Below are 21,119 nucleotides of genomic sequence, written 5' to 3' on the forward strand. Positions count from 1 at the left end.
AGGGGCGCGGGGAACTGCGCGGCCAGCCCCCGCCCGCCCGCAGACGAATCACCTCACCCTGAACCCCCTGCCCCTCCCCCCGAACAACTCCGCCTGCCTCCTCGGCGGCAGATTCCCCAGCGCGATCAGATGCGGCGCCTGGGCGAAGGACTGGGTCAGGGTGGGGGAGCGGGTCGTCCACAGAGCGCGGACCGTGCCCTGGACCGCCTCCGTGGGGTAGGCGGACAGGACCTCCGCGCAGCGCCGCGCCGCCGCTACCTCCTCGCCCGGCGGCGTCACCTCGCTGACCAGGCCCGTCTCGTACGCCCGGCGGGCCGAGACCCGTTCCGCCGTGCCCATCAGGGCGAGCCGGGCCGCCTCCCCGGGGGGCATCCGGGTGGCCAGGTAGGCCGACTCGTACGCGCTGACCATCCCGTACGTCGTGTGCGGGTCGAAGAACGTGGCGTCCTCGGCGGCGATCACGAACTCCGCCTCGCCCAGCAGATAGAACGCCCCGCCGCACGCCATCCCCCGCACCGCCGCGATCACCGGCTTCCACAGGTCGTTCGCCTTCGGGCCGATCGTGAGGAGGGGGTCGTCCATCGAGTATGGGGATGGTGGCTGTGGGACCGCCGTCGCTCGGTCTATGCCCGTGCAGAATGCCTTCTCGCCCGAGCCCGTCAGCACGATCGCCCGTATCGTGTCGTCGTAGCGGAACTGCCGCCAGACAGAAGACAGTTCCGCCGCCGTCTCCGCGTCTATCGCGTTCAGCTTGTGCGGGCGGTTCAGCCTCACCACCGCCACGCCCGTCTTCTCGTCCCGTACGACCTCCAGCGTCACGGGCGCTCCAGGAGCCAGCGGGGGACGGTCACGCCATCCGTCTCCGTGTACGCCACCTGCACCCGCGCCCCGATCCGCAGCCGCTCCGGTGCCACCGAGTCCAGTGGTGCGTCCGGGGCGGCGACCACATTGCCGACCAGGCGGATCAGGGGGTCCTCGACGAGTTCGACGACCACCGCGTTGTAGGGGGCCTGGGCCGCGTACTCCGGCAGGAGCGGGGGGTGGGGGAACACGTACGACCAGATGCGGCCGCGCCCGGACATCCGGCGCCACTCGCTGTCGAAGGAGTGGCAGTGCGGGCAGCACGGCCGGGGCGGGAAGCGCAGTCGGCCGCAGTCGGGGGCGGCGCACGCCTGGACGCGCAGTTCGCCCTGCGCGGCGTACCCCCAGAACGGGGCGCCGTCGTCGTCGATCGCCGGGGTCAGCATCTCAACTCCTCAGCAGAACAGCCGATGTGGGGACGCCCTCGCCTGCCGTCACCAGGCACGTCGCCGCGTCCGGCACCTGTGCCGTGGACGTGCCGCGCAGTTGCTTCACGCCCTCGTTGATGAGGTTGAAGCCGTGGACGTACGCCTCGCTCAGGCCGCCGCCGCCCGTGTTGAGCGGCAGCCGGCCGCCGATCTCCAGGGCCCCGCCCTCGGTGAAGGCGGCGCCCTCGCCCCGGCCGCAGAAGCCGTAGCCCTCCAGGGAGAGCGGTACGAGCGGGGTGAACGCGTCGTAGATCTGGGCCACGTCGACGTCCTGGGGACCGAAGTCGGCCTGTTTCCACAGGTGGCGGGCGGCGGTCCAGGCGGGTCCTGTCAGCGGGTCGTCGTTCCAGTAGTTGACCATGCCGTGGTGCTGGGCGGGCAGGCCCTGGGCGGCGGAGTGCACGTACACCGGCTTGTGGCGGCAGTCGCGGGCGCGCTCGGCGGAGACGATCACGCAGGCCAGCGCGCCGTCCGTCTCCAGGCAGTTGTCGAAGAGGCAGAGCGGCTCGCTGATCCAGCGCGAGGTCATATACATGTCGCGGGTCAGCGGCCGCTCGTACATGATCGCGGCCGGGTTCTGGTTGGCGCGGTTGCGGCAGGCGAGGGCGACGTTGAAGAGGTGGTCGCGGGTGGCGCCGTACTCGTGCATATAGCGCCGCGCCAGCATGCCGATCTCGTCGGCGGGCCGCAGCAGCCCGAAGGGGCGCGTCCACTGGGCGGGGGTGGGGAGTTGGACCGCTGTGTTCGTCCACGGCCTCGGTCCGCTGCCGCGTTTGCGGGAGCGCCAGGCGACCCCCACGTTCGCCTGACCGGTGGCGACGGCGGCGGCGAGATGGGCGACGGTCGCGCAGGAACCGCCGCCGCCGAAGCCGACCTTGCCGAAGAAGGTGACGTCGCCGGCGCCGATGGACTTGGCGACCTCCACCTCGTCGGTCTCCTCCATCGTGTACGAGGCGAAGCCGTCCACCTCGGAGGGGGAGATCCCGGCGTCGTCGAGCGCGGCGAGGATGGCCCGGCAGGCCAACTTCTTCTCGGAGTCGCCCAGTCGGCGGGCGAACTCCGTCTGGCCTATGCCCGCGATCGCCGTCGCGTCCTTGAGCATCGACACCCGCCACCTCCGCGATCCCCGTGCGCCATTGCCGCTGGAATTGCTGCTGACAGCGAGGAAGGGTACAGCTAATCTGACGGACAGTCAGCTAGCGCGTGGGTCGGTCGATGAATTGCTCAGCTACTGCGGGTGGGAGGGTTCGCCATGCGGGGAGACCTGGAGCGGGGAGACCTGGAGCGGGGAGACCTGGAGCGGGGCTCCGTCCCCGCGCTCGTACGGAGCGCGGCCGAGCGGTACGGACAGCGGGAGGCCGTCGTCGAGGGCCGCACCCGCGTCTCGTACGCGGAGCTCGGCGAGCGGGTCGAACGGGCGGCGGCGGCCTGTATGGCGGCCGGGGTCGAGAGCGGCGACCGGGTCGCGGTGTGGGCACCCAACACCCTGGACTGGATCGTCTCCGCGCTCGGCGCGGTCACGGCCGGGGCGGTGCTGGTCCCGCTGAACACGCGGTTCAAGGGCGCGGAGGCGGCGTACGTGCTCCAACGCAGCCGGGCGAAGCTGCTGTTCGTGACGGGAACGTTCCTGGGGACGTCGTACGTTGCCACCTTGCGGCGTGCCGCCGCCGAGGGCGAGGGCGCGGGGCCGCTGCCCGGACTGCCGCATCTGGAACAGGTGGTGGTCCTGGCGGAGGACGCGCCGGACGACTTCTGGACCTGGAAGGACTTCCTGGCGGCAGGGGAAGGCGTCCCGACGGCGGACGTACGAGGGCGGGCGGACTCGGTGTCCCCCTCCGCCGCCTCGGACATCGTCTTCACCTCCGGTACGACGGGCCGCCCCAAGGGCGTGGTGATCACGCACGCGCAGACGCTGCGGGGCTACGACATCTGGAGCGAGCTCGCGGGCCTGCGGGAGGGCGACCGCTATCTGATCGTGAACCCCTTCTTCCACACCTTCGGGTACAAGGCGGGGATCATCGCCTGTCTGATGCGGGGCGCGACGATGGTGCCGCAGCCGGTGTTCGACGTCGAGACGGTCCTGGCGAACATCTCCGCCGAGCGCATCTCCGTACTGCCCGGCCCGCCCACGCTCCACCAGTCCCTCCTCGACCACCCGGCGAGAGCGGCCCACGACCTGTCCGCGCTGCGGCTCGTGGTGACCGGCGCGGCGGTCGTCCCGCTGCGGCTCGTCGAGCGGCTGCGGACGGAGCTGGGGATCGGGACGGTGCTCACGGCGTACGGGCTGTCCGAGGCGAGCGGCATCGTCACGATGTGCCGCCGCGGCGACCCGGCGGAGGTGATCGCGGCCACGTCCGGGCGGGCGATACCGGGTACGGAGGTACGGGTCCTGGCGGAGCGGGGTTCTCCGGGGGAGGTGCTGGTGCGCGGGTTCAACGTGATGCGCGGGTACTTCGAGGACGAGGCGGAGACGGCGCGGGCGATCACGGGGGACGGGTGGCTGCGGACCGGGGACGTGGGGGTCCTGGACGCGGCGGGCAACCTGCGGATCACGGACCGGATCAAGGACATGTTCATCGTGGGGGGCTTCAATGCGTACCCCGCCGAGATCGAGCAGGTGCTCGGGCTGCATCCGGAGGTCGCGGACGTGGCGGTGGTGGGGGTGCCGGACGGGCGGCTCGGGGAGGTGGGGCGGGCGTTCGTGGTGCGGCGGGCCGGGTCCGGCCTTTCGGCGGACGAGCTGATCGCCTGGGCGCGGCGGGAGATGGCGAACTTCAAGGTGCCGCGGGAGGTGTGGTTCTTGGGGGAGTTGCCGCGGAATGCGGGGGGGAAGGTGGTGAAGGGTGTGCTCCGGGAGTTGTCCCCCACCCCGCCCCTTCCCTAGACCCTCCGGGGGCGGGTGGGGGTGGAGGCTCGTTTCCCGGGGGCTGCGCCCCCGGACCCCGGGCGGGGCTGCGCCCCTGCACCCCCTCGGGGCTTCGCCCCGGACCCCCTTGCGGGGCCTGCGGCCCCTGCGCCCCGCTTCTTTCGTCTGCGGGCCGTGCTGGGTTGCTCGCGCAGTTCCCCGCGCCCCTAGTGGGCGCCCCGAAGGGGCGCATCTAAGGGGCGCGGGGAACTGCGCGACCAGCCCACGACAGCCCGCAGGCGGACTTCGACCCACGGTGGCTACTTGGTCGCCTCGCCGTTGAACCTCGACGTCGACCAGACGTAGCCCAGCACCGCGAGGCCCACGCACCACGCCACCGCGAGCCAGCCGTTGTTGCCGATCTCCGTGCCGAGCAGGAGGCCGCGCAGGGTTTCGATGGCGGGGGTGAAGGGCTGGTACTCGGCGATCGGCTGGAACCAGCCCGGCATCGTGTCGGCCGGGATGAAGGCGCTGGAGATGAGCGGCAGGATGACCAGCGGCTGTGCGCTGTTGGCGGCGGCCTCGGCGTTCGGGCTGGCCAGGCCCATGCCGACGGCTATCCAGGTGAGGGCAAGGGCGAAGAGCACCAGCAGCCCGAACGCCGCCAGCCATTCCAGGGGCGTCGCGTCCGTCGAGCGGAAGCCGATGGCCACCGCGACGGCGCCGACCAGGACCACGCTCATCACGCACTGCAGCACGCTGCCCACGACGTGCCCGATCAGCACCGAGCCCCGGTGGATCGCCATCGTACGGAAGCGGGCGATGATGCCCTCGTTCATGTCGGTGGCGACGGACACCGCCGCCCCGATCACCGTGCCGCCGATGGTCAACATCAGGATGCCCGGGACGATGTAGGCGATGTAGTCGGAGCGGTCCGCGCCGCCGATGCCCGTGCTCATCACGTCGCCGAAGATGTAGACGAAGAGCAGGAGCAGCATGACCGGGGTGAGCAGCAGGTTCAGGGTGAGGGACGGGTAGCGGCGCGCGTGCAGCAGGTTGCGGCGCAGCATCGTCCGCGAGTCGCGTACGGCGAGGGCGAAGGTGCTCATCGGACAGACTCCTTGGGCTGGCTGGGGAGGGTGGTGCCGCCGGTCAGGGCGAAGAACACGTCGTCCAGGTCGGGGGTGTGCACGGTCAGTTCGTCCGCCTCGATCCCGGCCGAGTCCAGCCGGTCGAGGAGGGAGCGCAGCTCGCGCTGGCTGCCGTCGCTGGGGATGTGGAGCGACAGGGCCTCGTCGTCCCGAGTGACCTCGCCCAGCGCGGACGTGGCGCTGCGGTACGCCGCCGGGTCGGTGAAGCGGAGCCGGACGTGCCCGCCGGGGATCAGCCGCTTCAGCTCCTCGGCGGTGCCCTCGGCGGCGATCCCGCCGTCGTTCAGCACCGCGATGCGGTCGGCGAGTTCGTCGGCCTCCTCCAGGTACTGCGTGGTGAGGAAGACGGTCACGCCGTCGGAGACCAGCTCGCGGATGATGCCCCACATGTTGTGCCGGGAGCGCGGGTCGAGGCCGGTGGTCGGCTCGTCGAGGAAGATGATCCGCGGGTTGCCGACCAGGGTCATGGCGATGTCCAGGCGGCGCTTCATGCCGCCGGAGTAGGTGGAGGCGGGCTTCCTCGCGGCCTCGGTGAGGTCGAACCGCTCCAGCAACTCGGCGGTGACCCGGCGGCCCTCCCGCCTGGACAGGTGGTGCAGGTCCGCCATGAGGAGCATGTTCTCCTCGCCGGTGATCAGGCCGTCGACGGCGGAGAACTGGCCGGTGACGCCGATCGCGGCGCGCACCGCCTGCGGGGCGGCGGCCAGGTCGTGGCCGCCGACGCGCAGGTCCCCGGCGTCCGCCGGGACGAGGGTGGAGAGGATCTTCACGGCGGTGGTCTTGCCCGCGCCGTTCGGGCCGAGCAGGGAGAAGACGGTTCCTTCGGGGACGGCCAGGTCGATGCCGTCGAGCACGACCTTGTCGCCGTACGACTTGCGCAGCCCGTTCGCCGCGATGGCCAAGCTGGTCATGAGGGGTGCTCCTTCAGAGGCTGCGGGGTCGGGGGTCAGAGGCTGCGGGCGGTGATGTCGCCGTAGGAGGTGGTCGCGTGGATGTTCAGACCGGCGGCGCCCTCGGTGTTCATGAGCGCGTTCTGGATCCGGCCGTACGCGGTGCCCGCGTCCAGTGAGGCGGAGACTCCGCGGGCGGCGCCGACCGAGATGTCGCCGGCCTCGGTGCGCAGTTCGACCGCGCCGCGCACGGCCTCGGCGATCCGGAGGTCGCCCTTCTGGGTGCTGATCCGCGCGGGGCCGCCCAGGCGGCCGACGGAGACGTCACCGGCCTGGAGGGTGAGGTGGGCGCTCGCGGTCTCGTCGAGCTTGACCGAGCCCTGCGCGCCCTCGATGACGACGTCGCCGAGCCGCCCGACGCCCCGGAACTCGGCGTCGGCCACCTTCGCCTCGACGCGGGAGCCGGCGGGCAGCTGGACCGTCACCTCGACGTATCCGGAGCTTCCGAGGATCCGGTTCTTCGCCGGTGCGGCCTCGATCCGCAGGACGCCGTCGGCGTACTCGACCGTGGTCTGCTCCGCCGCCTTCACGTCGCGGCCGTTGGAGGCGTTCGCGGGGAGGACCTCGACCGTGGCGTCGGCCCGGTCGGCGGCGATGAAGCGGATGTGTCCGGCGGGGATGTCGAGGACGGCGGAGATCGGGGCGGTGGTGGCGAACTTCTGCACGGTGTGTTCCTTCGCTTCGTTGTCGTTTCCGATGAGGGAAAAGCTACGTTGCGTTCATGAAAACGGCAACAGGCTCGTTGCGTGGAATCTGTATTTATGCAGGTCAAAGCCAGTAAATCGTTGCAATGGTCTGTGCTTTAATGCAACAACACCCCTCTCGATCGTTGCAATGGATTGAGCGTGAACGCTATGCTGGGGGCATCACGGACACACGAAGGAGATCGCGATGCCGGGAGGCAGGCTCACCCAGCAGGAGCGCCAGCAGATCGCGCTGGGGCTGGCCGACGGCCTCGCCTACGCGGAGATCGCCAGACGGCTCGACCGCCCCACCTCGACGGTCACGCGCGAGGTGATGCGCAACGGCGGCCCCACCGCCTACCGCGCCGACCTGGCCCACCGCGCCACCGAACGCCGCGCCCACCGGCGCACGCAGCCCGCGCCCCGGGACGCGGAGGCGCCGGCGCAGGCGTACGGGCGCGACGCCGAGGCGGTGCGCGAGTACGAGGAGGCGCTCACCACCGTCATGATGGCGTCGGGCATGCCCAAGATGATGTCCCGGGTGATGGCCTGCCTCACCCTCACCGACGCGGGCAGCCTCACCGCGTCCGAGCTCGTCCGGCGCCTCCAGGTCAGCCCGGCGTCCGTCTCCAAGGCGATCGCGTTCCTCGACAGCCAGGGCCTGGTCCGCCGGGAACGCGACGAGCGCCGCCGCGAGCGCTACTTCATCGACGACGACATCTGGTACCAGTCGATGATGGCCAGCGTCCGGGCCAACGCCCAGATCGTCGAGATCGCCCGGCAGGGCGTGGGCGTCCTCGGCCCCGGCACTCCGGCCGCCGCCCGCCTGGAAAACATCGCCCGCTTCCTCGACTTCGTCGGCGAGAGCCTCATACGCGCCGCGGAGCAGGCCCGCGAGGTCCTCCACACGAAGGCCGAAACGCCGCCCGCGTCCTGAGCCCGGCCCCGTCCCCTCGAACAACACCGAGCGCCCCGCGGCACGTCCGGCCGCGGGGCGCTCGGTTTCCCCCGTACTTTCCCCCGTTCTCCCCCCTGCTTCCCCCGTTCTCCCCCCTGCTTCCCCCGTTCCCCCGTAATCCCCCGTACTTCCCCCGTTGCTCCCCCGTCGGGGACGCGCACCCCCAAGTACGCGTCCCCGGCGATCCCCCGTGGCCCCCGTTCCCCCGTTGGCCCGGTGGTTCCCCCGTGCTCCCCCGTATGCCGCCGGCCGCGACGGCCCCCCTCCGCGTCGCCGCGGCCGACCCCCGCCCAGCAGTAGTACTCAGGCCTCTTCGGAACCGGCGTGGTTCTCCTGGGGCTTGAGGACGTCCGCGCCGATCAGGCCCGCGTGGTTCTCCATGGGCTTGACCGGGCCGCCCGTGCCGATCAGTCCGGCGTGGTTCTCCAGCGGCTTCACCACGTCGCCGCCGACCAGACCCGCGTGGTTCTCCAGCGGCTTGATCTTGCCGTCGCCGCCGAGCAGGCCGGCGTGGTTCTCCAGCGGGCGGATCGTGCCCGTGCCCGTGCCGGAGCCCGGGCCCCCCGCGTGATTCTCCTGCGTCGTGGTGTCGCCGATCTCGGGCTTGTTTCCGTCACTCATCGTGTTCAGCTCCCCTGAGTTTGCTGCATGTCGTGCTGTGAACGGTGCCCGCCCGGCGGCTCCCCCGAGGGTCGCCGGACGGGCACTTCAAGGGCCGTCCACATTAGCGGGGAGGCCCACCGTCGACCCGCCTGCCCCCCGACGCGGCGGATCGTTGAGTAAGAGAGTGCCGAGGGGCGATAAACGATGGCTAAACGGCGTCGACAACAGCTTGGACAGCTGCGCGGACAGCCGCGGCGAAAGCCCCGTACGCCGGCGAAAGGCCTCGTCAAAGACCCGGCCGCAGTGAACCGTACCCGCTACGCCGCCGCCATCGGGCTCAGCAGCTGCCGTACGTCCTTGGCCTCCGCCGCGCCCGTCGACTCGTAGATGGCCAGCGCCTCGCGCCAGCACGCGCGCGCCCGGTCCGCCTGGCCGAGCTGGTCCAGGGCGCGGCCCAGCGTCGTCAGGACGTTGCCGCGCATCCACTCGCCGCCGATGCAGCGCAGCGCCAGCGCCTGCTCCGCGTGCTGGGCCGCCCGCGCCGGGCGCCGCGCCGCGAAGTGGGCCTCGGCGATGCGGAAGTGCGTGGTGCCCTCCCACAGGCGCTGGCGGTTGTCCTGGAAGACCTGGAGGGCCTGGCCCAGTTGGGACAGCGCGTCGTCCAGGCGGCCCGCCCGCGTCAGCGCGATGCCCAGCGCGAAGCGGCCGTTGGCGACCCGCAGGGCCAGGCCCATCTCGTTGAAGATGTCGAGCCCGCGCTGGGCGAGTTCGACCGCGCTCGCGGTGCGGCCCATGTTCACGTGGATACGGGAGAGGTTGCACAGCGCGCTGGCCTCGCCCGGCCGGTTGCCGTCGGCGCGGTAGTTGTCGATCGCCTCCTTCAGGAAGCGCTCGCCGTCGGCGTGCCGGTTCTGGTAGAACGCGATGATCCCGCGGTCGTTGGGCGCGGCTCCGGCCGGCATCGGGTCGGCGGCCTCCTTGGCGAGCAGCGAGGAGAGCCGCGCCTCCTCGTCGGCCTGCTCGAAGCGGCCGGAGACCAGCAGCACGGTGGAGAGCGCCAGCCGGGCCCGCGCCTCGGCGCTGGCGTCGCCCCGCTCCTGCCCGGCGTCGCGCACGGCCACCGCGGTCGTCTCGTACTGCCGCGAGTTGGCCCCCGACTCGGCGAGGTCCTTCGCCGCCCACAGCAGGTCCACCGCGCGCCGCAGCAGCGCGGGGTCGCCCGCGCACTGGTGGACGCACGACAGCAGGCAGTTGGCCTCCGCGTACAGCCAGTCCACCGCCGCGTGTCCGTCGGCGAACGGCAGCCCCGGGTACTGGGTCGGCGCCAGGTGCTCCACCAGCCGGTCGCCGGGCCGCTCGATCGCGTACACCCGGGCGGCCGAGGCCAGATAGAAGTCGAGCAGCCGCGACATGGCCGCGGCCCGCCCGGACGGCGGGTCCTCGTCGCGCTCGGCGCACGCACGCGCGTAGAGCCGTACGAGATCGTGGTAGCGGTAGCGGCCGGGGGCCGCCGACTCCACCAGGCTGGTGTCGACGAGGGATTCGAGCAGGTCCTCGGTCTCCTGGAGCGGCAGGTCGAGTACGGCGGCGGCCGCGGCCAGCGAGATGTCCGAGCCGTCGGGCAGGCCGAGCAGCCGGAAGGCGCGGGCCTGGGCGGGCTCCAGCTGGCCGTAGCCGAGCTCGAAGGTGGCCTTGACCGCGAGGTCGCCCGCCTGGAGCTCGTCCAGGCGGCGCCGCTCGTCGGCGAGCTTGGCGGCGAGGAACGAGACGGTCCAGGTGGGGCGGGAGGCGAGCCGGGAGGCGGCGATGCGGATCGCCAGCGGCAGGAAGCCGCAGGCGGCGACGACGTCGAGCGCCGACTGGCGCTCCGCGCTCACCCGCTCCTTCCCCACGATCTTCGTGAAGAGCTGGAGGGCCTCCTCCGGCGACATCACGTCCAGGTCGACCAGATACGCCCCGGCCAGGTCCAGCATCCGGATCCGGCTGGTGACCAGCGCGGCGCAGCCCGCCGTGCCGGGCAGCAGGGGGCGCACCTGCGCGGCGTCGCGCGCGTTGTCGAGCAGGACCAGGACCCGGCGGCCGTCGAGCGTGGAGCGGAACAGGGCCGCGCGCTCCTCCAGCGAGTCGGGGATGGACGCGTCGGGGGTGCCGAGCGCCCGCAGGAACGCGCCGAGCACCGCCTCCGGCTCGCAGGCGCGCGGCCCGGTGCCCTGGAGGTCGACGTACAGCTGGCCGTCGGGGAAGTGCGGGCGGGCCGCGTGGGCGACGTGCACGGCGAGCGTCGTCTTGCCCACGCCGCCGATCCCGGCGAGCGCGGAGACGGCCATGACGGTGGTGTCGGCGGCGGCGAGCCGCGCCGACAGCTCCTGGACAAAGGAGACACGGCCGGTGAAATCGGGCACGGAGGCGGGGAGTTGGGCCGCCCGGACGGGCGCCGGGGCGGCGGGCGCCTCGGCGGGCCGGGCCAGGTCCTCGTCGGCCCGCAGGATCCGCTGCTGGAGGCGGGAGAGTTCGGGGCGCGGGTCGACGCCGAGCTCGTCGGCGAGCAGCCTGCGGGTGTCCGCGTACACCGCGAGGGCCTCGGCCTGGCGGCCGCTGCGGTAGAGCGCCAGCATCAGCAGCTCCCGCAGCCGCTCGCGCAGCGGGTACGCGGCGGTGAGCGCGGTCAGTTCGGAGACGGCCTCGGCGTGGCACCCGGCGTCCAGCTCCATGTCGAGCCGCGCCTCGGTGAGCTGGAGGCGCCACTCGACGAGCCGGGTCCGCTCGGTGTCCGCGTGCGGGCCGGGCACATTGGCGAGCGGCTCGCCGGTCCACAGCGCGAGCGAGGCCTTCAGCAGCTCGCGCGCCCTGGTCTGGTCGCCGCCCGCGCGCGCCTTCTCGGCCTCGGCGGCCAGCTCCTGGGCGGTGGCGAGGTCGAGGACGCCGGAGGAGAGCCGGATGGCATAGCCGCCGGCGTCGCTCACCAGGACGCCAGGGCCCAGCGCCTTCCGCAGCCGCGAGGCGTACGTCCGTACCGCCGCCAGGGCCTGCGAGGGCGGTTCGTCGCCCCAGATGGCGTCGATCAGCTCGGCCGCGGTGGCCGTGCGGCCGTCGCGCAGCAGCAGCGCGGCGAGCAGGGCGCGCTGCTGCGGCGAGCCGGACGGCAGGACGTCGGCCCCGCGCCACGCGCGTACGCTTCCGAGCACGCCGAAGCGCAGGTCCGCGGTGTCCGCGGCCTGGCCGGCGTCCGCTGCCGGGACCGGAGCCCGCTGCTCCGGAATGCGCGGCTCGCCGTTTCGGTCCATAGCGACCCCCTGTGCCCCCGTAGCGCTGGTAATGCCCGTGCCAGTCTGCCCTGTCCATGGCATGCGCGTCAGCTACGGGTGACGCTCCGCACAAGGCCTCCGCACACTTTCGTTACAGGTCACCGGCGCGTGTCCACGGCCCTGTCCGGGGGACGGACAGGCGTCGAGGGGCGGGGAGCGAGGGGCGAATGGCCGACGAGTGACTGGTGGGTGGCCGAGGTGCGACCGGTGCGCGGGTGGCGGGTCGGCCGGATCCGGCGGAGCTTTGTCCGAGGGCGACCGGTGAAGTGGCCGAAGAGCGCCCCGCACGACTAGCTGACGAACCGTCAGTTCGGGTCTACGGTGAAGAGCCATGGAGACCATGAAGACTGTGGAGACCGTGGAGAGCTTCCCGAGGATCATCTCGGTGGACGACCACACGGTGGAGCCGCCGCACGTCTGGCAGGACCGGCTCCCGTCGAAGTACCGGGACTCGGGCCCGCGTATAGTCCGCGCCCCCCTCAAGGAGATGACCTTCCTCGGCGGCAAGTTCGCGCCGGTCATGGGCGCGCCCGGGGACGAGGGGCCGATCGGCGACTGGTGGGTGTACGAGGACCTGCACCGCCCGCTGACGCGCCTGGACACGGCGGTCGGGTACGCGCGGGACGAGATCCGCCTTGAAGTGATCACGTACGAGCAGATGCGGCCGGGTTCGTACAGCGTTCCGGAGCGGCTCGCGGACATGGACGTCAACCACGTCCAGTCGGCACTCTGCTTCCCCACCTTCCCGCGCTTCTGCGGCCAGACGTTCACGGAGGCGGCGGACCGGGAGCTGGGGCTGCTTTCGGTGCGGGCGTACAACGACTGGATGGTGGAGGAATGGTGCGGCCCGCAGGCGCATGGCCGCCTGATCCCCCTGACCCTGATCCCCCTCTGGGACGCGGAGCTCGCGGCGGCGGAGGTACGGCGGAACGCGGCGCGGGGCGTACGTGCGGTGGCCTTCTCCGAGATACCCCCGCATCTTGGCCTGCCCTCCATCCACACCGACTACTGGGACCCGTTCCTGGCGGCGTGCGACGAGACGGGGACGGTGATCGCGATGCACATCGGCTCGTCGTCCCGCATGCCGTCCACCTCGGCGGACGCGCCGCCGGCCGTCGGCTCCACGATCACCTTCGCCAACTGCTGCTTCTCGATGGTCGACTGGCTGATGAGCGGCAAGTTCGAACGCTTCCCGGGGGTGCGGGTGATGTACGCGGAGGGGCAGATCGGCTGGATCCCCTACATCCTGGAGCGGGCGGACGTGGTCTGGGAGGAGAACCGCGCCTGGGGCGGAGTCGCGGACAAGGTCCACCGCCCGCCGTCGGAACTCTTCGCCGAGCACGTCTACGGCTGCTTCTTCGACGACGCGTTCGGGCTGCGGAACCTGGGGGCTATCGGGGTGGGGAACGTCCTGTACGAGACGGACTACCCGCATTCGGACTCCACGTGGCCGAAGTCGAAGGAGGTGGGGGAGGGGCAGATGGCGCACCTTCGGGGGGACGTGGTGGAGCGGATCGTGCGGGGCAACGCGATTGAGCTCCTGTCGCTGGGGACGGATGGTCTGTGGCCGGGCTGAGAGCCCCCACCCCGCCCCTTCCCGCTGTGGCATTTGCGGCTCCGCCGCGTGGCCTCCGGGGGTGGGTGGGGGTGAAGGCGGCTCTCCCGGGGGCTACGCCCCCGGACCCCTGGGGCGGGGCCTGCGGCCCCTGCACCCCGCTTTCGGGGCTGCGCCCCGGACTCCGTTCGTCTGCGGACCGGTGGGGGCTGGTCGCGCAGTTCCCCGCGCCCCTAGAAGCGCCCCTCCGGGCCGCCCCCGAGGATGCCGCGCAGCGGCATTTAAGGGGCGCGGGGAACTGCGCGAGCAAGCCAGCACGGTCCGCAGACAACGACGAACCCCTTCAGGGGCGCGGGGAACTGCGCGAGCAACCCACACGGCCCGCAGACGAACACCGGCCCAAGAAGGGGCGCGGGGAACTGCGCGCTCAGCCCCCGCCGGGCCGCAGACAAACACCGGGCCAAAAAGGGGCGCGGGGAACTGCGCGACCAGCCCCCACCCACCCGCAGGCGAACCACCCGCCCGGCGCTCTTGTCCGTGCCCCCGGCCTGCCCCACCATCCCCCCATGAACCCCCAATCCGCACAGCAGATCCTCGTCGACAACTTCGCCCCCTGGGTGCTCGACCTCAACCTCGCCGTCGTCGAGGTCGGCGACACGCACGCCGTGCTGCGGCTGCCCTGGGACGCGCGGCTGGCGCGGGACGGGGGAGGGATGTCGGGGCAGGCCATGATGGCCGCCGCCGACACCGCCACCGTCATCGCCGTCTCCGCCGCCCGGGGCGCGTACGGCCCCATGACCACCGTCCAGCAGTCGACCAGCTTCCAGCGCCCCGTCGTCGGCGCGGACGTGCTCGTCGACGCGCGCGTCACCAAGCTCGGCAAGCGCATGGCGTTCGCGGAGATCACCCTCACCGCCGAGGGCGCGGACGAGCCCGCCGCCCGGGCCAGCACGGTGTACGCCCTTCTGGGGTGAGCCGGAACCCTTGTCTGATGGAGTGTCAGATATCACGATGGGGTGAGCCGGTCAGGAAGTGACGGGGCGTCAGATCGGCGTGCCGTCCCGGCGGAGGAGGCCGCATCGTGGACCCGTACACGGACATACCCGGGGGGCCGCTCTCGTACGGGATGCAGCTCCCCATCCAGTCCCAGAGCACTCTCTACGCCGAACCCTGGGAAGCCGGCGCGACCCCCGACGACCTCGCCGAGATCGCGCGGGTCGCCGACCGCGCCGGCTTCCACTACCTCGCCACCTGCGACCACGTCGCCATCCCCCGCCGGCTCGCGGGCGCGATGGGCACCACGTGGTACGACCCCGTCGCCACCCTCGCCTACCTCGCCGCCCTCACCACCCGCACCCTCCTCCTCAGCCACGTCGCCGTCGTCGGCCTGCGCCACCCCCTCCTCACCGCCAAGCAGTACGCGACCCTCGACCACCTCAGCGGCGGCCGGCTGGTCTTGGGGGTGGGGGCCGGGCACGTACAGGAGGAGTTCGAGGCCCTCGGGGCCGACTTCGCGCGCCGAGGCGCCGTGCTCGACGAGACCGTCGACGCACTGCGGGTCGCGCTCGGGCCGGAGGAGTTCCCCGAGTTCCACGGCGAGAGGTTCAGCTTCAGCGGGCTCGGGCAGCGGCCCCGGCCCGCCCAGGAGCGCGTGCCCATCTGGGTCGGCGGGTCCTCGCCCGCCGCCGTCCGGCGCGCCGCCCTGCGCGGCGACGGCTGGCTGCCGCAGGGCGACCCCCGGGACAAGCTGCCGCACCAGATCGCCCGGATCAGGGAGCTGCGGGAGCGCGCGGGCATCGAGGGGCCGTTCTGCGTCGGCGCCATCGCGGAGCCGCTGTACGTGGGCGAGGCGCGCTGGGACCTCGGGCGCCGCACCCTCAGCGGCAAGCCCGACGCCCTCGCCGACTCCCTGCGCGAGTACGCCGCGCTCGGCGTCCACCAGGTCCAGCTGCGCTTCCGCTCGCGCGGCCGCGCCGAACTCATCGACCAGATCGCGGCGTTCGCCGCCGACGTGGCCCCCCACCTCACCTAGGGAGTACGGACATGGGCAAGCTGGACGGGCGGGTCGTCCTCGTCACGGGCGCGGCGCGCGGGCAGGGCGAGCAGGAGGCGCGGCTCTTCGCGGCCGAGGGCGCCAAGGTGGTCCTCGCGGACGTGCTGGACGACCAGGGGGAGGCGGTGGCCAAGGAGCTGGGGGCGGAGTCCGCCCGGTTCGTGCACCTCGACGTCAGCCGGGAGGAGGAGTGGGTCGCCGCCATCAGCCTCGCCAAGGCCGCCTTCGGGCATCTCGACGGGCTCGTCAACAACGCGGGCATCCTCCGCTTCAACGAGCTCGTCGCCACCCCGCTTGAGGAGTTCCAGCAGATCATCCAGGTCAACCAGGTGGGCGCCTTCCTCGGCATCAAGTACGCGGCGCCCGAGATCGAGGCGGCCGGCGGCGGCACCATCGTCAACACCGCCTCGTACACCGCGCTCACGGGCATGGCCTACGTCGGCGCGTACGCCGCCACCAAGCACGCCATCCTCGGCCTCACCCGGGTCGCGGCCGTGGAGCTCGCGGCGAAGGGGATCCGGGTGAACGCGGTCTGCCCCGGCGCCGTGGACACCCCGATGACCAACCCGGCGGCCCTCGACCCGACGGCCGACCCGGAGGAGGCCAAGGAGGCGGTGGCCGAGCTGTACAAGCGGCTGGTGCCGCTGGGGAGGATCGGGCGGCCGGAGGAGGTCGCGGCGCTCGCGCTCTTCCTGACCAGCGAGGACTCCGCGTACATCACGGGCCAGCCGTTCGTGATCGACGGGGGCTGGCTGGCGGGGGTGAGCCTGTTCTGAGCCCTTCCTGACTTGGCGTCAGGTATTGACGACGTCGGGCGCCGGTGGAACAGTCGCCGTATCGCAGAGATCTGACGATGCGTCAGAAACGTTGACAGGGACGGTGAACCTCCTTGGAATTCGGACTGTTTGTACAGGGATACGTGCCCGTGGCACGCTCGTCGGTCGACCCCCAGGCGGAGCACAAGGCGCTCATGGAGGAGACCGAATACGTCATCCAGGCGGACAAGTCCGGCTTCAAGTACGCCTGGGCCTCCGAGCACCACTTCCTGGAGGAGTACTCGCACCTGTCGGCCAACGAGGTCTTCCTCGGCTACCTCGCCCACGCGACCGAGCGGATCCACCTCGGCTCGGGCATCTTCAACCCGCTCGCGCCGGTCAACCACCCGGTCAAGGTCGCGGAGAAGGTCGCGATGCTCGACCACCTCAGCGAGGGGCGCTTCGAGTTCGGCTCCGGGCGGGGCGCGGGCTCCCACGAGATCCTGGGGTTCATGCCGGGCATCACCGACATGAACCACACCAAGGAGATCTGGGAGGAGACCATCGCGGAGTTCCCCAAGATGTGGCTCCAGGACGAGTACGTGGGGTTCCAGGGCAAGCACTGGTCGCTGCCGCCGCGCAAGGTCTTCCCCAAGCCGTACGGGAAGTCGCACCCGGCGATGTGGTACGCGGCCGGGTCCCCGTCGTCGTACGCCATGGCCGCGAAGAAGGGCCTGGGCGTCCTCGGCTTCTCCGTCCAGAAGGTCTCGGACATGGAGTGGGTCCTGGAGCAGTACAAGACGGCGATACGGGAGGCGGAGCCGATCTCCGACTTCGTCAACGACAACGTGATGGTGACGTCGACGGCGATCTGTGCGGAGACGCACGAGAAGGCGGTGGCCATTGCCGCGGCGGGCGGTCTGAACCGGTTGCAGTCGCTGGTGTTCCGCTACCACGACACGTTCCCGCGGCCGGAGGGTGTGCCCGAGTGGCCGGAGCTGCTGCCCGAGTACACCACGGAGATCATCGAACTCCTCATCGCGGAGGAGCTGATGATCTGCGGCGATCCGGACGAGGTGACGCGGCAGTGCAAGCGGTGGGAGCAGGCGGGGGCGGACCAGCTGTCCTTCGGCCTGCCGATCGGGGTCCCCTATGAGGACACGATGAACACGATCCGGCTGATCGGGGAGCACGTGATCCCGAAGATCGACACGGATCCGGTCCACCGGACGACCCGATTCCGCGAGGCCGCGGGCGCCTGAGCGAACGGTTTGGCTGCGGGTGGGTGGGGGCTGGCCGCGCAGTTCCCCGCGCCCCTGAGATGCGCCCCTGCGGGGCGCCTCAGGGGATTGCCGCGGAGCGGCATTTTGTAGGGGCGCGGGGAACTGCGCGACCAGCCCCCACCCACCCGCAGACGAACACCTGCCCCAGGGGGCGAAGCCCCCCCCGGCCGCCCGCCAGAGGGCTTTCGGGAAGGGGCGGGGTGGGGCAAAACAAAGACGCGGGGCGGCGGCATCCCGGGCCGTTCCCCCGTCCACCCCGGCCGGAGGCCACCCGGCGGCGGCCCGCCGCGCGTGACCCCCGGCCGGGGCACACCCACGCTCCGGAGGACCCGGAAGAGAGGGACACCATGCTCGACCACCTGATCCGGCGCGCGACCGTCGTCGACGGCACCGGCGCCCCCGCCTACACCGCGGACGTCGCCCTGAAAGCAGGCCGCATCGCCCAGATCGCCGAGCCCGACACCCTCGCCCCGGAAGACGCCCGCACCAGCGAGGACGCCCACGGCCTCGTCCTCGCCCCCGGCTTCGTCGACCCCCACACCCACTACGACGCCCAGCTGTTCTGGGACCCGTACGCCACCCCGTCCATGAACCACGGCGTCACCACCGTCGCCGGAGGCAACTGCGGCTTCACCCTCGCCCCCCTCCACCCCGACCGCCCGGAGGACGCCGACTACACCCGCCGGATGATGGCCCGGGTGGAGGGCATGGCGCTCAAGGCCCTGGAGGACGGCGTCGACTGGGGCTGGTCGACGTTCGGCGAGTACCTGGACGCGCTGGACGGCCGCATCGCCGTCAACGCCGGGTTCATGGTGGGGCACTGCGCGCTCCGCCGGTACGTCATGGGGCCCGACGCCGTCGGCGGGCAGCCCACCCCCGACCAGCTCGACGCCATGCTGCGCCTCCTCCACGACGCCATGGACGCGGGCGCCTGGGGGCTCTCCACCACCCAGTCGTCCACCCACTCCGACGGCGACGGCCACCCCGTCGCCTCCCGGCACGCCCGCCGCGCCGAACTGCTCGCCCTCTCCAAGGCGGTCGGGCAGCACGAGGGCACCCAGATCGAGGCGATCGTGGCCGGGTGCCTGGACCAGTTCTCGGACGACGAGATCGATCTCCTTGTGGAGATGTCCGCCGTCGCCGGGCGGCCGCTCAACTGGAACGTCCTCACCATCGACGCCGCCGTCCCCGAGCGCGTACCCCGCCAGCTCGCCGCCAGTGAGCGCGCCCGCCGGTCCGGCGGCCGGATCGTCGCGCTGACCATGCCGATCCTCACCCCGATGAACATGTCGCTCGGCACCTTCTGCGCCCTCAACCTCATCCCGGGCTGGGGCGATGTCCTCAACCTTCCCGTCCCCGAGCGGATCGAGCGGCTGCGCGACCCCGGCGTACGCGCCGAGATGCTGCGCCGCGCCGACAGCAAGGAGGCCGGGGTCTTCCGGCGGCTCGCCGACTTCGGGCGGTACGTCATCGGGGACACCTACTCCGAGGCCAACGCCGGGCTCACCGGGCGCGTGGTCCGCGACATCGCCGCCGAGCGCGGCCAGGACCCCTTCCACTGCCTGGTCGAGATCTGCGCCGACGACCGGCTGCGGACGGTCCTTTGGCCGATGCCGACCGACAACGACCCGGCCAGCTGGGCGCTGCGCCAGGAGACCTGGCAGCACGAGGACGTCCTGCTCGGCGGCTCCGACGCGGGCGCCCACCTGGACCGGATGTGCGGCGCCCCGTACACCACGCGCTTCCTCGGGGACTGTCTGCGCGGCCGCAAGCTGGTGTCCCTGGAACAGGCCGTGAAGATGCTCAGCGACGACCCGGCACGGCTGTTCGGGCTGCGCGAGCGGGGGCGGATCGAGGAGGGCTACCACGCCGACCTCGTCCTCTTCGACCCCGAGCGCATCGAGGCGGGCCCGGCAACGCTCGTCCACGACCTGCCCGGCGACAGCCCGCGCCTGGACTCCAAGGCGATCGGCGTCGTCTCGGTCCGCGTCAACGGCGTCGAGACGATCCGCGACGACGTGGTGACGGGCGCGGTGCCGGGCACGGTCCTGCGCTCCGGCCGCGACACGAGGACGGTGTCCGTCAAGTGAGCCTGTACGAGCCGAAGTTGTTCATCGACGGTGAGTGGGTCGAGCCCGACGGCGGGCAGTACGAGATCCTCGACCCCGCCACCGAGGAAGTCGTCGGGCTCGCCCCCGAGGCGAGCCGTGCGCAGGTGTACGCGGCGGCCGCCGCCGCCCGGGACGCCTTCGACGGCTGGTCCCGCACCGCCCCCGAGGAGCGCGCCGCGATCCTCGACCGGGCGGCGGACGTCATCCAGCGCGAGTTCACCCCGTACGCCGAACTCGCCCGCGCCGAGACCGGCGCCACCACCGCCACCGCGCGCGGCATGCAGGTCGCGGTGGGCGCGGCCCGCTTCCGGCGGTACGCGAAGGGAGCCCTGGAGCCGGTCGAGAGCGCGATTCCGCCGCAGATCAACGAGGCCGGGCCGATGGGGCGGGCGGGCGTCTTCGGGGCCGTCGCCGTGCGGCAGCCCGTGGGGGTGGTCACCTGTATCACCTCGTACAACAACCCCTGGGCCAACCCGGCGGGAAAGGTCGCGCCCGCGCTCGCCATGGGCAACACGGTGGTCGTCAAACCCGCCCCCCAGGACCCCCTGTCCGTCTTCCGGATGGCCGAGGCGCTGGCGGAGGCGGGCGTGCCGAGGGGGGTGGTGAACGTGGTCACCGGCTCGGCCCCGGCCGTCGGGGAGGCGGCCGTGGACTCCCCGGACGTCGACATGGTCAGCTTCACCGGCTCCACGGCGGTGGGGCAGCGCATCGCGGAGGTGTGCGGCCGGGGCATGAAACGCCAGCTCATGGAGCTCGGCGGGAAGGGGGCGGCGGTCGTCTTCGACGACGCGGACGTGGGGGCGGCGGTGAGGGGCATCGGCACGACGTTCTCGTTCTACAGCGGCCAGATCTGTACGGCGCCGACGCGGGTCCTTGTCCACCGGTCGGTACACGACCAACTGGTGGAGCAACTGTCTATCTATATCGGCCACTTGAAGGTGGGTGACCCGGCGGAGGCGGGCACGGTGGTGGGGCCGGTGATCTCGGCCGCGCACCGTGACCGGGTCGAGTCGTACGTGGAGCTCGGGCGCAAGGAGGGGGCGCGGGTCGTGGCCGGCGGCGAACGGCCGTCGCTGGAGCGGGGGTTCTATGTCGCCCCGACCCTCCTCGCCGACTGCACCAACGACATGCGCGTCGTCCGCGAGGAGATCTTCGGGCCGGTCGTGGCCGTGGTCCCCTTCGAGGACGAGGAGGAGGCGGTGTCCCTCGCCAACGACAGCGACTACGGCCTCCTGGACTATGTGTGGTCCGGCGACGTGGCCCGCGCCTTCCGTGTCGCGCGTCGGCTGCGGGCGGGTGGGGTCGGCGTGAATACGATCGGCCGGAACATGGAGGCGCCGTTCGGGGGGTTCAAGCGGAGCGGGGTGGGCCGTGACGTCGGCTCGTACGCCCTGCACGCGTACAGCGAGCTCCAGGCGATCGTCTGGCCGGGCTAGGGGCGCTGAGTGCGTCATCTGGGGCCCGGTGGGGGCTGATCGCGCAGTTCCCCGCGCCCCTGAATGCGCCCCTTCGGGGCGTTCCCTGTTGGTCGCGCCCACGCGGCGGAGCCGCACAATGACACAGCCCCGCGCCCCTGAG

The 21,119-nt window shown here is 72.2% G+C and carries 17 protein-coding genes; 9 read left to right on the top strand and 8 right to left on the bottom strand.

Annotated elements, in window-relative coordinates:
- Positions 1 to 48: 48 nt before the first annotated feature.
- The 3 genes from QIY60_RS15610 to QIY60_RS15620 are packed head-to-tail and all read right to left on the bottom strand — an operon-like array spanning position 49 to position 2,391.
- Positions 49 to 819 carry an enoyl-CoA hydratase/isomerase family protein gene (locus QIY60_RS15610; RefSeq protein WP_283142996.1) on the bottom strand — a complete coding sequence of 257 codons (771 nt, stop codon included), beginning with the start codon at positions 817 to 819 and terminating at the stop codon, positions 49 to 51.
- The gene (locus QIY60_RS15615; RefSeq protein WP_283142997.1) at positions 816 to 1,247 is read right to left on the bottom strand and encodes an OB-fold domain-containing protein; all 432 of its coding nucleotides are present in this window, start codon (positions 1,245 to 1,247) and stop codon (positions 816 to 818) included. Before QIY60_RS15615 ends, QIY60_RS15610 begins: the two co-directional genes overlap by 4 nt.
- Position 1,248: 1 nt before the next feature.
- Positions 1,249 to 2,391 (bottom strand): lipid-transfer protein, encoded by a 1,143-nt coding sequence (locus tag QIY60_RS15620; protein WP_283145943.1) that lies wholly within the window; start codon positions 2,389 to 2,391, stop codon positions 1,249 to 1,251.
- A 150-nt stretch (positions 2,392 to 2,541) separates the two neighbouring features.
- Here QIY60_RS15620 and QIY60_RS15625 point away from each other — a divergent pair, with 150 nt between their 5' ends.
- A complete protein-coding gene (locus QIY60_RS15625; protein ID WP_283142998.1) occupies positions 2,542 to 4,173 on the top strand; it encodes a FadD3 family acyl-CoA ligase in 1,632 nt (543 codons plus the stop codon).
- Positions 4,174 to 4,454: 281 nt separating this feature from the next.
- On the opposite strand, the gene QIY60_RS15630 is transcribed toward QIY60_RS15625, so the two are convergent.
- From QIY60_RS15630 to QIY60_RS15640, 3 genes are read right to left on the bottom strand one after another with little or no spacing between them, the layout of a single operon-like run.
- Positions 4,455 to 5,243 (bottom strand): ABC transporter permease, encoded by a 789-nt coding sequence (locus tag QIY60_RS15630; RefSeq protein ID WP_283142999.1) that lies wholly within the window; start codon positions 5,241 to 5,243, stop codon positions 4,455 to 4,457.
- Positions 5,240 to 6,196 carry an ATP-binding cassette domain-containing protein gene (locus QIY60_RS15635; protein WP_283143000.1) on the bottom strand — a complete coding sequence of 319 codons (957 nt, stop codon included), beginning with the start codon at positions 6,194 to 6,196 and terminating at the stop codon, positions 5,240 to 5,242. Before QIY60_RS15635 ends, QIY60_RS15630 begins: the two co-directional genes overlap by 4 nt.
- A gap of 35 nt (positions 6,197 to 6,231) precedes the next feature.
- The gene (locus tag QIY60_RS15640) at positions 6,232 to 6,900 is read right to left on the bottom strand and encodes a DUF4097 family beta strand repeat-containing protein (protein WP_283143001.1); all 669 of its coding nucleotides are present in this window, start codon (positions 6,898 to 6,900) and stop codon (positions 6,232 to 6,234) included.
- Between the two features lie 226 nt (positions 6,901 to 7,126).
- Between QIY60_RS15640 and QIY60_RS15645 the strand changes: the two genes are divergently transcribed.
- Entirely contained in the window at positions 7,127 to 7,855 is a 729-nt protein-coding gene (locus QIY60_RS15645; protein ID WP_283143002.1) for a helix-turn-helix domain-containing protein, read from the top strand.
- 324 nt (positions 7,856 to 8,179) lie between these two features.
- On the opposite strand, the gene QIY60_RS15650 is transcribed toward QIY60_RS15645, so the two are convergent.
- On the bottom strand, positions 8,180 to 8,497 hold the full coding sequence (locus QIY60_RS15650) for a hypothetical protein (protein WP_283143003.1): 318 nt from the start codon (positions 8,495 to 8,497) through the stop codon (positions 8,180 to 8,182).
- A 299-nt stretch (positions 8,498 to 8,796) separates the two neighbouring features.
- Positions 8,797 to 11,763, bottom strand: coding sequence for an AfsR/SARP family transcriptional regulator (locus QIY60_RS15655; protein ID WP_283143004.1), 2,967 nt, complete (start codon positions 11,761 to 11,763; stop codon positions 8,797 to 8,799).
- Positions 11,764 to 12,142: 379 nt separating this feature from the next.
- Here QIY60_RS15655 and QIY60_RS15660 point away from each other — a divergent pair, with 379 nt between their 5' ends.
- From QIY60_RS15660 to QIY60_RS15690, 7 genes are all read left to right on the top strand, one after another.
- On the top strand, positions 12,143 to 13,360 hold the full coding sequence (locus tag QIY60_RS15660) for an amidohydrolase family protein (RefSeq protein WP_283145944.1): 1,218 nt from the start codon (positions 12,143 to 12,145) through the stop codon (positions 13,358 to 13,360).
- Between the two features lie 545 nt (positions 13,361 to 13,905).
- The gene (locus QIY60_RS15665) at positions 13,906 to 14,313 is read left to right on the top strand and encodes a PaaI family thioesterase (protein ID WP_283143005.1); all 408 of its coding nucleotides are present in this window, start codon (positions 13,906 to 13,908) and stop codon (positions 14,311 to 14,313) included.
- A gap of 152 nt (positions 14,314 to 14,465) precedes the next feature.
- Positions 14,466 to 15,371, top strand: coding sequence for an LLM class F420-dependent oxidoreductase (locus QIY60_RS15670; RefSeq protein ID WP_283145945.1), 906 nt, complete (start codon positions 14,466 to 14,468; stop codon positions 15,369 to 15,371).
- 11 nt (positions 15,372 to 15,382) lie between these two features.
- Complete coding sequence (locus tag QIY60_RS15675) at positions 15,383 to 16,168, top strand: SDR family NAD(P)-dependent oxidoreductase (RefSeq protein WP_283143006.1); 786 nt, start codon at positions 15,383 to 15,385, stop codon at positions 16,166 to 16,168.
- Between the two features lie 113 nt (positions 16,169 to 16,281).
- Entirely contained in the window at positions 16,282 to 17,409 is a 1,128-nt protein-coding gene (locus QIY60_RS15680; protein WP_283143007.1) for an LLM class flavin-dependent oxidoreductase, read from the top strand.
- Between the two features lie 368 nt (positions 17,410 to 17,777).
- Entirely contained in the window at positions 17,778 to 19,520 is a 1,743-nt protein-coding gene (locus QIY60_RS15685) for a D-aminoacylase (RefSeq protein WP_283143008.1), read from the top strand.
- A complete protein-coding gene (locus tag QIY60_RS15690; protein WP_283143009.1) occupies positions 19,517 to 20,977 on the top strand; it encodes an aldehyde dehydrogenase family protein in 1,461 nt (486 codons plus the stop codon). The genes QIY60_RS15685 and QIY60_RS15690 overlap by 4 nt, the downstream gene beginning before the upstream one ends.
- Positions 20,978 to 21,119: the final 142 nt, after the last annotated feature.

The organism is Streptomyces sp. BPTC-684, from assembly GCF_030028635.1.
Lineage (GTDB): Bacteria > Actinomycetota > Actinomycetes > Streptomycetales > Streptomycetaceae > Streptomyces > Streptomyces noboritoensis.

Excerpts from the sequence above, each read along its gene's own strand:
- QIY60_RS15615 (WP_283142997.1), bottom strand. The coding sequence starts at position 1,247 with ATGCTGACCCCGGCGATCGACGACGACGGCGCCCCGTTCTGGGGGTAC.
- QIY60_RS15620 (WP_283145943.1), bottom strand. The coding sequence starts at position 2,391 with ATGCTCAAGGACGCGACGGCGATCGCGGGCATAGGCCAGACGGAGTTC.
- QIY60_RS15625 (WP_283142998.1), top strand. The coding sequence starts at position 2,542 with ATGCGGGGAGACCTGGAGCGGGGAGACCTGGAGCGGGGAGACCTGGAG.
- QIY60_RS15630 (WP_283142999.1), bottom strand. The coding sequence starts at position 5,243 with ATGAGCACCTTCGCCCTCGCCGTACGCGACTCGCGGACGATGCTGCGC.
- QIY60_RS15635 (WP_283143000.1), bottom strand. The coding sequence starts at position 6,196 with ATGACCAGCTTGGCCATCGCGGCGAACGGGCTGCGCAAGTCGTACGGC.
- QIY60_RS15645 (WP_283143002.1), top strand. The coding sequence starts at position 7,127 with ATGCCGGGAGGCAGGCTCACCCAGCAGGAGCGCCAGCAGATCGCGCTG.
- QIY60_RS15650 (WP_283143003.1), bottom strand. The coding sequence starts at position 8,497 with ATGAGTGACGGAAACAAGCCCGAGATCGGCGACACCACGACGCAGGAG.
- QIY60_RS15655 (WP_283143004.1), bottom strand. The coding sequence starts at position 11,763 with ATGGACCGAAACGGCGAGCCGCGCATTCCGGAGCAGCGGGCTCCGGTC.
- QIY60_RS15665 (WP_283143005.1), top strand. The coding sequence starts at position 13,906 with ATGAACCCCCAATCCGCACAGCAGATCCTCGTCGACAACTTCGCCCCC.
- QIY60_RS15670 (WP_283145945.1), top strand. The coding sequence starts at position 14,466 with ATGCAGCTCCCCATCCAGTCCCAGAGCACTCTCTACGCCGAACCCTGG.
- QIY60_RS15675 (WP_283143006.1), top strand. The coding sequence starts at position 15,383 with ATGGGCAAGCTGGACGGGCGGGTCGTCCTCGTCACGGGCGCGGCGCGC.
- QIY60_RS15685 (WP_283143008.1), top strand. The coding sequence starts at position 17,778 with ATGCTCGACCACCTGATCCGGCGCGCGACCGTCGTCGACGGCACCGGC.